Raw genomic sequence first — 12,191 nt, forward strand, 5'->3', positions numbered from 1 at the left:
CGTAACCCCCCGTGCCCCGTTTTCCGCGAACCTCCAGATGGCGACCTGCGTGCCCGTCGCGGCGGTCTGCGGGGTGAGCCGCTTGGCACCCGCAGCCTTGGCCAACGCCTGGAGGTCGTTCCGCCGTGGATAGGAGTGCTCCACTATCCAGCGGATCTTGCCCGCGTTGCGATTGCCGGACAGGGACGAGGACTTCCACTCCCCTTCCGCGTAACGCGACTGCTCCTGTATCGGGTTGAGCGCGTCCAGCCCGTAGGTCTGGAGCGTGCCGCCCCCGTCGACGGACATCTCGAAGAGCCCGGCGCCGACCTTCTGCTTCTCGCCGCCCGCGGTCACCACCGCCTGGCCGTAGGTTTCGAGACCGTTCAGCGTGGCCACCGCTCCGCTGCGCTGTTCCGGCGTCCCGTCGGTGAGCGATCCCCCGGCGGCGTACCCGGCGGACCGGGCCGTCGCCGGGGCGGCGGCTGCCGTCCCCGCGCTGCCCGCCACGCCGGTCGCGGACAGCCCGGTGACCGCCGCGACGACGGTGAGACGGCGGACCGCCCGCGCGCGTACAGAAGTCATGGTCTTCCCCTCTTGGCAGGACCTCCCCCCGGCCGCGTCGCACACGGGCCGCCGGTCTACCGCAAAGCTCTGAACCCCCTGGTCGATACGCGTGGGATCGTAAGGAGACGGACGCCGCGCGATCCCCACGATTCACGGTGGCCACACATTCCGACTCGGAATCGTTATCGCCGAATCCGGCGGACCGGGACGATCACGACGCACCGCGCTGACCTGGAACGCTTCCTTCCGCCACGGCTTCCGGCACCAACTGCTCCTCCCCGGACCCCTCCTCGCGCGCCGATCCGGCACCGGCAGCGTCCATCCCCTCGCCGGGCGCCCCGAAAGTCGGCGGCCCGGCTGCTTCGGCCGACAGCGGCGGCCAGGCCGGTGCCGGGCCGCGCGTCAACTCCGGCCCTCGCGTCAACTCCGGCCCGCGCGCCGGCTCAGGCACGCGCGTCAGTTCCGGGTTGGCGCGGCTGACCCTGACGAACGCGGCCGTGCCGCGCGTCAGATCGTGACCGACCGTCGACGCCATCAGATCCGCCGACAGATACCGCCGTCCCTCCCGCTCGTCCTCCACGACCCGCAACTGCCCGCGGACGACCACCGGTTCGCCGCGCGCCACCGAGGAGGCGACATTGACGGCCAGCCCACGCCACGCCCAGACGGTGTAGAAGCTGGTGGACGCGTCCGTCCAGCACTCCTTGTGCCTGTCGAACCGTCGGACGGTACTGGCCAGCCGGAACCTGGCGACGGGCACTCCCGAGGGGGACGTCCAGTGGTCGACCTTCGTCGCCACGTTGCCCATCACCGTCACATATGTCTCGTTCATACGAATCTCCCCCGCATCCCGCGTCCCCGCGTCCCCACGTCGCAGCTGGTTGCTGCTGGTTGCTGCCTTTGTCTGTCGCCGGCCACCGCTTCGGTGCCGTTGCGGATTCCAGAGTGGGGGCGGAGGCCGCGGCGTGGGGAAAGAGATTCTCAGCTGTGGATTACTCGGAGGTTGTGCACAACTCGGTCACCCCGGTGGGTGACCCCTCCCCGGGCTCCAGGACGGTACCCACGGCTCGCCCGGCGTCCGCCGACGGCTCCTCCGGGGCCGAGTCCACCACGCCGGCCGCGATCGCGTACTGCTCCCGCACGTGCCGGTACCGCAGCAGTTCAGCGGCCACCGGCTCCAGCACCCGTGTCCGGCCGCAGCACGCCGCCAACTGCCGCAGCCTGCGCTCCTCCTGCAGCCCGTACGTCCGCGCCGGGCCACGTGCGGCCCTCCTGCACGCCCACGCGAGCACAGGGCCCGCGACGGTGGCCGCCGTCAGCAGCACGCAGGGCAGCAGCACGGCCTGGTCGACGCCACGCGCGAGGGCCACCACCGCGGCCGCCCACACGGCTCCCGCCGCCTGGAGGGCGAACAGCAGCCACTGTCCGGCGAAGGCCGCGGTGTGCCAGGGCGGACGCGGGACTCGCGTCGCGGGGGCGGTGCGCCCGCCCGCACCACGCGGCGGCTCTTCCGAAGCGGTCGCCGGTTCGGCTCTCGTCTCGGACACACCCTCCGGCCCGAACTCCGCGGCGGATCCGGTCAGTCGTTCCGGTCGCTCCTCCCCCGCGCTTTGGCGCCCGCTGTCGTTCCCGATGCCGCGTCCGTTCTCCGGGCCCGGCACTTCCGCGGAGGACTGCTGTACGGGCACGGCCGGCGCGGCGGTGTTCTTCGCCGACGAGGCGGCGTCCATCCCCAGCGCGACGTCCGTCATCGACGCCGCGACCGAGGCCGACCGCGCCGCGTCCGCCCCGGAGGCGCAGACTTCCATGACCTCGTCCAGCACCTCCGGCAGCCCTGCGGCGCCGCGCCGGGCGGACTCTCGTACGTTGCGCGCCCAGGCGCCGGGGAGGCCGCTCGCCGCAGCGTCCGCCAGCTCCCTTACGGCCTGTGCCACCACCGGCCGGGCGGCGAGCGGCTGTTGAAGGGGCGCCCGGCGCACAGACGGCCCACCGGCGGCACCGTCCCGCTCCGCCGGCTGTTCCCCGGCCGGGGCCTGGGACGGCTCGTCCCGCTCCTGGGTCGGCCTGGACGCGTACCAGCGCAGCGCGCGCACCCAGGGGATGCCGGAGGAGCGCTCGGCCTGGCGCAGCCAGGCTCGTTCTGCGGCCTGCCCGGCAGCCGCCGCGCCCACGGCGACGGCGAGCCGGTCCTCGAAGTCCTCGCGGGCGCTCTCGGTCAGCCCGATGGGACCGTCGTCGGCCCCCGGCCCGGGATCGGCGTAGACGGGGCGCAGGCGTTCCGTCGCCCCGTCCAGGTCGGCGGTCAGCCGCAGGACCGCGGCGCGCTGCTGTGCGACGAACTCGCCCAGTTCCTCCCGCAGTACGTCGATGCCCTCGTGCGTGAGGGCGGAGGCGGACAGGACGACCGCGCCCGGCTCTCCGTGCTCGCCCAGTGCCATCCCGTCCTCGTCCAACAGCCGCCGCAGGTCGTCGAGGACGGTGTCCACGGCGTCGCGGGTGAGCCGGTCGGTCTGGTTGAGGACGACGAACGTGACCTCGGCATGACCGGCGAGCCGGCGCAGATAGCCCTCGTGCAGCAGCGCGTCCGCGTACTTCTCCGGGTCGACCACCCACACCACCGCGTCGACCAGCTCCAGCATCCTGTCCACCTGTTCGCGGTGACCTGGTGCGACAGAGTCGTGGTCGGGCAGGTCGACGAGGACGAGTCCGCTCAGCGTGCCGTCGTGCGTCCGGTGCCGTGCGTGCTGCGGGATGCCCAGCCTGTCGAGGAGCCCGTCGGGCCTGCCGTCGCTGTACCGTCCCGCCTCCCAGGTGCACGCGACCGGCTGTGCTGTGGTGGGGCGGCGCATGCCCACCTCGGAGAGGCGCCCCCCTGTCAGAGCGTTGAACAGGGACGACTTTCCACTGCCTGTCGCGCCCGCGAGAGCCACCGTCGTGTAGGAGCGGGGCAGTCCTCTGCGGGTTGCCGCCTCGTCCAGCACCTTCCCCGCCTCGGCGAGCACGTCGGCGTCGAGCCGGGTGCGCGACAGTCCGACGAGTTCCCGCAGTGCGCCCAGCCGCTGGCGCAGAACGCTCTCCCCTGCGTCGCGTCGTGGGTCCCTGCGGAGGTCTCTGCGGAGGTCCCGGCAGATGTCCTTCTCGACGTTGCGGAAGGTCGCCGTTCCGGCGTCCAGGCCAGCGGCTCCGGCTGCCCCTTCGGTGCTCTCGGGGACGTCCTGACGGGCGTCGGTGTCCTCATGGACGTCGGGACTGGCGTCCGGACGGACGTCACTGTCCGGCCTGTCCTGTTCGGCTGGAGAGGGCGTGTCCTGTACGGACGGGAGAGGCGTTCGGTCGGTGCTGGGCAGGGGTGTCTCCTGTACGGCTTCGTGGACGGTGCCGTACCGGGGTTCCGGCCAAGGGGCGCCGCGCCAGGGTGGGGCAGCCGCGGCGAAGCCGGGCCTGGGGTGGTCCCCTCCTCGCTCCGAGGGGTCCGCCTTCGGGGCGTGCCCCCGCGGGTTCGGCGTCCGGACCTCGGGCTCCGGTGCGGGGGCGTGCTCTGCGGCGTGCTCCGCGGACTCGTACTGCGACCCGTAATGCGATGCGTACTGCAACTCGTCGTGCGACTCATGCTGCGGGGCGGGCTCATACTGCGGGGCGGGCTCATGCTGCGGGGCGGAGTCCTGCGGCGGGACGGGCTGCTCGTACGGCCGGGCAGGCTGCTCGTACTGCAGGGCGGTCTCGGTCCGCGGTGGAACAGTCTCGGCCCGCGGTGGAACGGAGTCTGTCCGCGGCGGGACAGGCTCCGTCTGCGGCGGCGGAACAGGCTCCGTCCGGGGCGGGCCCGTCTCGGCCTGCTCGGCGAGGTGGGCGACCCGTTCGGCGGGGGCCCTTCGGGCGATGACGCCGTCGTCCCAGACGGGCTCGGTCCCGGTGTCGGGCGGGCTGTCTGCTGCGGCTTCCGGCTGCTGACGCGGCAGGTCCGCCGTTGCATGCTGTGCCGCAGGTCCGTCCGGCCCGCTCTGTGCGGGGTGCTGCTGGGGCGGTGAGGCCGGGGAAGGCGGGGAGGGCGGCGGTGCGTCCTCGTCGTCCAGGTTCAGTTCCAGCTGCCCCTCCACGGGGTCGCTGTGCGCGCTGATCCAGCTGTCGGGCAAGCTGCCGGTCCAGCGCTCGGGCGGTTCGCCCGGTCCGGTGTGGATGGCGTCGGTGGACGTCACTGGGGTCACCTCTCCATGTGCGCGCTCTGCAGACCGCGCCCGCCGTCCGGGCCGAGCGGGGTACGCGTCGGCGGGAAGTCGCGGGTGGTCACGTCCGTCCGGCTCGGCTCCTGCGGCCCTGTCGGCTCCTGCACACCGGCCGTCCGGTGCGGTTCGTGCGGCTGGTGTGCCGGTTCCTGCGACAGGTTCAGCTCTGGCCACTGGTGCGGCTCGTGCAGCCCGTGCGTCCTGTTGAGCTTGTCCAGTACGGAGAACGCGGCGATCAGTTCCATCTGGGGTTCGGGGCCGGCGTCGAGGGTTTCCAGGGGGGCGAGGCGGAGGTCCCTTTCGCCGTACAGCACGCGCTCCACACAGCCCTCCAGCAGTTCCGCGCACTGTTCACGCAGATGCTGGGCGCTCTCGTCGCCGAGCAGGTCCTCCAGGGCTTCGTCGGCGCCTGCCGCCCGCTGCCCGCCCAGGAGGGAGGCGGCCAGGAGCCCGGCGACGCGTTCGGACTCCTCGTCGGAGCAGCCCGCGCGGCCGGCGGCGTGGGTCTCCTCCTCGGCCAGTTCCTCGACGCAGCGGCGCCATCTGCGCACCATCACGCCGATCCGGCCGGTGGCCTCGTCACGCTCGCCCTGGCCGCCCGGGAGGGACTGGGCGCACCCTTCCAGCCCTGGCACGCTGCGGCGCAGTTCGGCGATCCGTTCGTCGGCGGCGGCGACCGCGCCGGACAGCAGGGCGGTCAGACCGTCGGTGAAGGCGTCGAACAGTTCCTCGCCGTCGCTGTCGGTGGGGAAGCTGCGCCAGTGCTCAGCCGCGTCGCCCGCCAGCAGCTCGCCGTCGGCGATACGGGCGTGCATCCGTTTGCCCGCGGTCTCGTAGGCGGTCTCGATGTACCGGGTGAGCCGCTCGGCGGCAGCGTGCTGCGTGGCGGAGGCACCGGCGAGGGCGGTGATGCGAGGGCGCAGCGAGGCGAGGGTTCCGTCGGCGGTACGGCTGGCGGCCGCATACCGGGCGTCTGCGTCCTGGGCGCGCTCTTCGAGCCAGTCCCGCAGCCCGCAGACGGCGGAGACGGGCAGCAGTCCGGAGCCGCCCGCCGATTCGGGCAGCTCCGGGATGGTGAAGCGGGGCACCTGTCCAAGGCCCTCGCGCTCCAGCAGCAGGCCGTACTGTGCGGTGACTTCGGCGGCCATCTGGTGCGGCACGCGGTCGAGGACGGTGGCGAGGGTGACGTCGTACTCCTTGGCGGTGCGCAGCAGATGCCAGGGAATGGCGTCGCCGTAGCGGGCTGCGGTGGTGACCAGCACCCAGATGTCGGCGGCGCAGATGAGCTCGGCCGCCAGGTCGCGGTTGTGGGCGACGAGGGAGTCGATGTCGGGCGCGTCGAGCAGCGCGAGGCCGGGCGGCAGGCCGCTGTCGGTCTCCAGGCGGAGGACCCGCCGGGGTTCGTCCCGGTCGGCGTCCCACTCGGGCTCCCAGTCCGCCTCGGGACCGGCGTCCCAGCCGGTGTCGCGGCCGGGGCCCCGGCCGGCATCCCGGCCGGAATCCCAGTCGGTGGCCCAGCCGCTCTCCCAGTCGGTGGCACGGTCGGCCGCTGTCCGGTCGCCGAACCGGTCGGTGCCGTCGGCCACACCGTCCCGGCTGCCGTGCGGGCCGTGCAGCCCGTGCGCGCTGTGCGCGCCGGGCATGCCGTTGCCGCCGGGCGCGTCGTACGGGCCGGGAGCTCCCACCGCACCGAAGGCGCCGGACGGACCGGGCATGCCGGACGCGCCAGGCATGCCGGGCACGCCTGGTGTGCCGGTCGCGTCCTGCCGGGGCATCCAGACCCGCTCCAGACGCGGGAGCACACGCTGCCCGACGAACCAGCCGCGGTCGTCCGGATGGCAGACCAGCACGGGTGTGCGGGTCGTGGGCCGCAGCACTCCCGCCTCGCTGACCTTGCGCCCCACAAGGGAGTTGACCAGCGTCGACTTGCCCGCGCCCGTCGAACCGCCGATCACCGCGAGCAGCGGCGCCTCGGGGGTGCGCACGCGCGGGACGAGGTAGTCGTCGAGCTGGGCCAGCAGTTCGTCCCTGGAGCGGCGGGCACGCTCGGCGCCCGGCAACGGGAGGGGGAAGCGCGCGGCAGCGACGCGCTCCCGCAGTGCGGTGAGCGCATCGAGCAGTTCAAGCCGTACGTCCAAGATCGCCACATGGGCAGAATGCCCAATTTTGCGGCAGTTTTGAAGCTTATTCGCGGTTGCGGGCGATGAAAATGAGTGGTTTCACCATCGAATGACCTCTTTCACCCCGTTCACCCCGCATGACCCGCCTGCCACCCGGCCGCCCCCATAACGACTGCGCAACACCCGCACCCCACGCCGCCAAAACCGCTGCGTGAATCGCACCCGCCTGCGATTATCGGGACCGCTTCACGGAACCTCCACATAGCGTCGCGGACGTGAAGCGAGCAGGACGAGCCGCACGGCCCCCTATCCTTGACCCCGCCATGGTCACGGGGGGCGGCGAGCCCGCCCACCGCGACGGAGGCCGGCCCCCGTAGCTCAGTGGATAGAGCAGGCGCCTTCTAAGCGCTTGGCCGCAGGTTCGAGTCCTGCCGGGGGCGCCCTCTTCACATCAAGCGCGTACACCGCCTTGACCTGCAGAAACCTATGGTTTCTGATCTTCTGGGCGAGGGAGCTCATTCGTCAGAACGCGAAATTTGCCTGTCGGGCGCCTGGTCAGCCGACGGGTCGCGCCCATCGGTCGTCTGATCCTGGTCGCCCGCAGCAGAGCGCTTGACCGACCAGTCGACAAGCAACTGGGACAGCGCATCGACCGCGTGCCGCCCCTGCTCGGCGCTGAGCGGCACGAAGCGCGGAGCGGCCACTGTGACTTGCTGTCAGCGCGAGCCCTGTCCGCGTGGAGGCGTCGTCGCTCGTCCTCGATGCTTCATGCCCCTCATCACGCCCCCGCGGCACAGAGTGGGCACGCCCCTTGCCAGCCGTCCGAAGGCCGCCATGCCCATGTCGTCGTTGTCGAGAGAGCGCTGTTGAGGGCCAGGTCCAGAACCCGGGCAGGCTTGGCGGGGAGGAGGCAGTGTGGTGAGGTGTGTGCTCCCATCAGCCACGCGTCTCGGACCGAGCCGGAGGCCGGCCCGACACAGCCACTACCGCCGACGAATCCCCTGGATAGCTCACAAAACGGCACTGGAGTAACCAAGGCTGTCAGCAGGTGCCGGGGCGTGCGTAGACGGTGACGCGGGCTCCTTGAACGCTGGTGGTGCTGCACAGCTCGAAGTGCGTGCGCAGCGTGGCCCGCTTGACGCGGTCGATCCCGTCCTGGCCGCGCTGCTTTCCCGCCGGGTCCTGGAGCACGAGGATCCGGCGGACGGCGAGCATGCGGGTGCGGACCGCGCGCGGGGGCACCTCAGTGCCGTACAGCGTGCGGGAGGTGTGCGGGTCCGCCTTGCTCGTCAGGTCGGTCAGACCGCGGTAGGCGGAGGCGTAGGGCAGCTTCCAGACGCGGCTGCCGTCGGGCATGAACAGCAGCCCGTCTCCGGGGTTGGCCCGCACGCTCACGGCGTTGGCGATGGCGTTGAGGTCGTCCGTCCGACTCGCCGGAGCGCGCAGATGCTGCCCTACCGGAACCAGGAGAAGTACCGCCGCGATACCAGCGACTGCCGCCGAGCCCGCGCGGAGACCCGGGCGGCGCCACAGCTCCTGAAGCGCGGCCCCCAGCAGGAGTGCCGACCCGGCCGAGGCGTACATGACGTACCGCTGCACGTAGATCGGCTTGACCAGGGACATCAGGAGGAGAGCCACCTCCGGCACGAGCGCCAGCGGCAGCGCCACCGGCACCACTCGCCACGTCGGCCGTGCCTTCAGCAGTGCCGCACATCCCATGCCGACCCCCGCCACCGCGACGACCTTCAGGTACGTGCCCGCATCCGGGTCGCGGATCCACGCCACCAGGCCGATCTGCCCGGAACTGGCCACCGCGAGCGGCGCCAGCCCCGCTGCCACACAGGCCGCCGCCGCACCCCAGGCACGCAACGCATCGCCCGCCGCGCGGGAAGCGAGGAGCGTGACTCCGTGCGCGAGCACGGCCAGGACGGCGAACTCATGGAGCAGACACGCCCCGAGCGACAGCACCGCATAGCTCACCCACGGGCCGGTCCGGCGCTCCGCGACGGCGCGGACGAGGAGCACGGTCGCCCAGGTCACCGCGGCACATACCAGCGCGTACGACCTGCCTTCCTGTGCGTATCGCTGCGTGTCGGGCAGCAGGGCGAAGAGAATTCCTGAACCGAGTCCGGCCCACGGACCCGCCAGTCGGCGGCCGAGCAGTGCGACGCCGCCGGTCGCGGCCGCCATCGCCAGCACCGACGGCAGCCTTAGCACCATCAGCCCGTCGCCGAGCACCGCGAACACCGCGTGCATCAGCAGGTAGTACAGGCCGTGCGCCATGTCGTAGTGGGCCAGGGTGTGCAGCAGGTCGGTGAGGCCACGATGCGCCATGTCGTAGGTGACGGCCTCGTCCCGCCACATCGAACCCTGACGTCGTAGCCCCCACAGCCCGAGGCACAGACTCACGGCCACAGGTATCAGGACGGTGGTGGTACGCGGCAGCCCGGGTGCGGCCGGACCGACTTCGCGGGTGGGTGGTGCGGGGCATGTGGGAGGCGCCGGGGACGGTGGGAGTGGCTGGGCACGGGACATGGCGGTCTCCTTGAATCCGGGCAGGCAAAAGGAAGGCAGCGCGTGCGGGCACAGCGGCTCCGTACGCGGGCCTTGCGGTGCGATCAGTCGGCGGTAGCCCCTGTTTCGGGCATCGCGAAGGGAGGGAAGCGGCCGGTGGCGGGCCGAATAGATGACGTCAGGCGCGCGGCGCGGCATCGCGCGCGGTCGGGCTCACGCCGTGGCGCGGGTGAACTGTCCGGGCGGTCCGCCGCGGCGGACCACATGGCGGGCTCGCGGTTCAGGACGCCGGCGTCACCAGCCGGCTCTCGTAGGCGTACACCGCGGCCTGGGTGCGGTCACGCAGGCCGAGCTTGTCCAGGACCCGGCTGACGTGCGTCCTGATCGTCGACTCCGCGACAACCAGTTCGGCGGCGATCTCCGCGTTGGACAGGCCCCGGGCGACGAGGTTGAGCACCTCGGTCTCCCGCTCGGTCAGTTCGCCGAGCCGGGTGCCCGGCGGCAGCGCCTCTCCGGCGGCACCGACCGGTGAGCGGGCGAAGGCGCCGATCAGGCGCTTGGTGACCGTGGGCGCGAGCAGCGCTTCACCGGCGGCGACGATGCGCACGCCCTCGGCGAGCTGCTGCGCGGAGGCGTCCTTGAGCAGAAACCCGGAAGCTCCCGCGCGCAGCGCCTGGTAGACGTACTCGTCCAGGTCGAAGGTGGTCAGGACGAGGACCTTGGCGTCCGGGTGAGCGGCGACGATGCGACGGGTGGCCTCCAGACCGTTGAGATTCGGCATCCGGATATCCATGAGCACGACGTCCGGCCGCAGTTCCCTGACCTTCGCGACGGCCTGCTGCCCGTCGACCGCTTCGCCCGCGACCTCGATGTCCGGCTGGGCACCGAGCAGGACGGCGAAGCCCTCCCGGACCATGGCCTGGTCGTCGACGATGAGCACCCGGATGGTCACTCCGTCACCTCCGTCACGGACGGCGCGGGCAGGAACACCGCGACCTCGTACCCGCCGTCTTGCAGCGGACCCGCTGTCATCTCCCCCTCCAGCATCGCCACCCGCTCGCGCATCCCGGTGATCCCGTGCCCGGAGCCGTCCGAGTGCCGCGCCCCGCCGGCCGTGACCCTCCGGACCGCGTCCGGGTCGGCGGGGCCGTTGACGACACGCACTTCCAGGCCACCCGGCACATAGGAGAGCTCGACCCGGGTGGCGGAGCCGGGCGAGTGCCGAAGGGCATTGCTGAGCGCCTCCTGGATGATGCGGTAGGCGGACAGCTCGACGCCCTGCGGCAGCTCCCGCCGCGCGCCGGTGATGACGGCCTTGTCCACGGGGAGCCCGGCCTCGCGCACGTTGGCCAGCAGTTCATCGAGCACGTCCAAGGTGGGCTGGGGTGCGTCCGGTGCGTCCTGCGTCCCGTAGTCGGCGATGCGGATGATCCCGACGACGCGGCGCAGTTCGGCGAGGGCGGCGAGCGCGTTCTCGCGAATGAGGGTGAAGGAAGCGGCGAGCTCGGGAGGGGTGCTCTCCACCCGGTACGGGGCTGCCTCCGCCTGGATGGCGATGACGGACATGTGGTGCGCGACCACGTCGTGCAGCTCACGCGCGATGGTGGTGCGCTCCTCCAGGACCGTGCGCTTGGACCGTTCGGCGAGAGCGTCTCTCCGGCTCGACGTGACGCTGTCGCGCGCCTTCAGAACACCCCGCGCGGCGAGCACACCGGTGAGTACGGCCGCCGACCAGACCGCGAAGTCATCGGCGTTGTTCGACACCTCATTCAGGGGAGGAAAAATGTGCTCTGCCAGATAGGCAACGGCCGTCGTCCACAGCCACATCACAGGCACCATCACCGGGCGGGCACGCAGTGCCACCAGCGCCATCACTGCCAGGTGCGAGGCGAACAGGGTCTCCACGAAGGGGAACGGGCCGACTTCGAGCCTCGCGGCCACCACCGCGCACACCCCCGCCAGCGAGAGCCACCAGGCGGTGACGGGCCGGAACAGCACCACCGTCAGCGGCGCCCCCGCGGCAAGCCCCAGGAGCGTGCTCTTCCACCGCGAACCGACACCGGGCGACGACTCGTACAGATACCAGCTCAGCCAGAACAGCACGACCGCGAGAACGCAGAGCACGACGTGCGGGAACCAGCCCATGGCCCGCCGTAACCAGGCGGGCCGAACCGGGCCCCGCACATCGGTGGGCACGAGCGGCAGCAACCGCGCGACGAGGGCGCCGGCGCTCGGCTGCTTGCGCAGAACATTGAGTTCTCTGCGCAGGACATTCAGTCCCCTGATCGCCTTGTGCTTGGTTTCGGACACGCCGTTGATCGTAGGACCGCGGACCTCGGGCACGGGTCCGCCTGCGTACGGATCTCTCCGCCTCCGCCTCAGGTACTACATGGACGAAGCCGGCCCCGTCTACGCCTCCTTGTCCTCCGGCGCCGACCCACTGGGCAAGCGGTAGCCCTCCCGTCGGACCTTCGCGTGAGCCGGAAGAAGGCTGATCGGCGGAGCTTTGATGAGGAGCTCGTTTTCGCGTTGTGGCAAGTTGGGGGCGCCAACCTGTGGTCAGCTCTGCCTGTGCGTCGCAGCAGGTCACGGCGGTGTTTGTCGGTCAGCGGCGTTCGTGGTTGTGCGCCCCTTGGGAGGCGAGGAAGAGCCGAGTCGGCCCAATCCCGTCCAGACTGAGGAAAGGCACAGGTCACAGCCCCTCACCCAGGGCGCGAAATGTGATCGGCCAACCACCGGTTCGAGCCCTGCGGGGCACCCAAAACATGGCTGGTCCTCCGTTGGGGAG

General features: G+C 71.8%; 7 protein-coding genes, 1 tRNA gene and 1 pseudogene. 1 reads left to right on the forward strand and 8 read right to left on the reverse strand.

Annotated elements, in window-relative coordinates; genetic code table 11:
* The 4 genes and pseudogenes from ACTWQF_RS14870 to ACTWQF_RS14885 form a co-directional block, all read right to left on the reverse strand.
* Nucleotides 1–564, reverse strand: a 564-nt coding sequence (locus ACTWQF_RS14870) for a TQXA domain-containing protein (protein WP_443279856.1), incomplete at its 3' end; no start/stop codon positions are given.
* Nucleotides 565–757: 193 nt separating this feature from the next.
* Entirely contained in the window at nucleotides 758–1,378 is a 621-nt protein-coding gene (locus ACTWQF_RS14875; protein ID WP_443279857.1) for a single-stranded DNA-binding protein, read from the reverse strand.
* A gap of 976 nt (nucleotides 1,379–2,354) precedes the next feature.
* Nucleotides 2,355–3,620 (reverse strand): annotated as a pseudogene (locus tag ACTWQF_RS14880) (GTPase); the annotation flags it as partial.
* Between the two features lie 1,127 nt (nucleotides 3,621–4,747).
* A complete protein-coding gene (locus ACTWQF_RS14885) occupies nucleotides 4,748–6,916 on the reverse strand; it encodes an ATP-binding protein (protein WP_443279858.1) in 2,169 nt (722 codons plus the stop codon).
* A gap of 340 nt (nucleotides 6,917–7,256) precedes the next feature.
* Here ACTWQF_RS14885 and ACTWQF_RS14890 point away from each other — a divergent pair.
* Nucleotides 7,257–7,329: transfer RNA gene (locus tag ACTWQF_RS14890), tRNA-Arg, on the forward strand.
* Between the two features lie 75 nt (nucleotides 7,330–7,404).
* On the opposite strand, the gene ACTWQF_RS14895 is transcribed toward ACTWQF_RS14890, so the two are convergent.
* The 4 genes from ACTWQF_RS14895 to ACTWQF_RS14910 all read right to left on the reverse strand — a co-directional run bounded on the left by ACTWQF_RS14895 (nucleotide 7,405) and on the right by ACTWQF_RS14910 (nucleotide 11,713).
* Nucleotides 7,405–7,593 (reverse strand): hypothetical protein, encoded by a 189-nt coding sequence (locus tag ACTWQF_RS14895; protein WP_443279859.1) that lies wholly within the window; start codon nucleotides 7,591–7,593, stop codon nucleotides 7,405–7,407.
* Between the two features lie 337 nt (nucleotides 7,594–7,930).
* Nucleotides 7,931–9,298 (reverse strand): glycosyltransferase family 39 protein, encoded by a 1,368-nt coding sequence (locus ACTWQF_RS14900; RefSeq protein WP_443279860.1) that lies wholly within the window; start codon nucleotides 9,296–9,298, stop codon nucleotides 7,931–7,933.
* A 385-nt stretch (nucleotides 9,299–9,683) separates the two neighbouring features.
* Nucleotides 9,684–10,355, reverse strand: coding sequence for a response regulator (locus ACTWQF_RS14905; RefSeq protein WP_443279861.1), 672 nt, complete (start codon nucleotides 10,353–10,355; stop codon nucleotides 9,684–9,686).
* Nucleotides 10,352–11,713 carry a sensor histidine kinase gene (locus ACTWQF_RS14910; RefSeq protein ID WP_443279862.1) on the reverse strand — a complete coding sequence of 454 codons (1,362 nt, stop codon included), beginning with the start codon at nucleotides 11,711–11,713 and terminating at the stop codon, nucleotides 10,352–10,354. Before ACTWQF_RS14910 ends, ACTWQF_RS14905 begins: the two co-directional genes overlap by 4 nt.
* Between the last annotated feature and the right edge of the window lie 478 nt (nucleotides 11,714–12,191).

This window comes from Streptomyces sp. 8N114 (assembly GCF_052245835.1).
Taxonomy (GTDB): domain Bacteria; phylum Actinomycetota; class Actinomycetes; order Streptomycetales; family Streptomycetaceae; genus Streptomyces.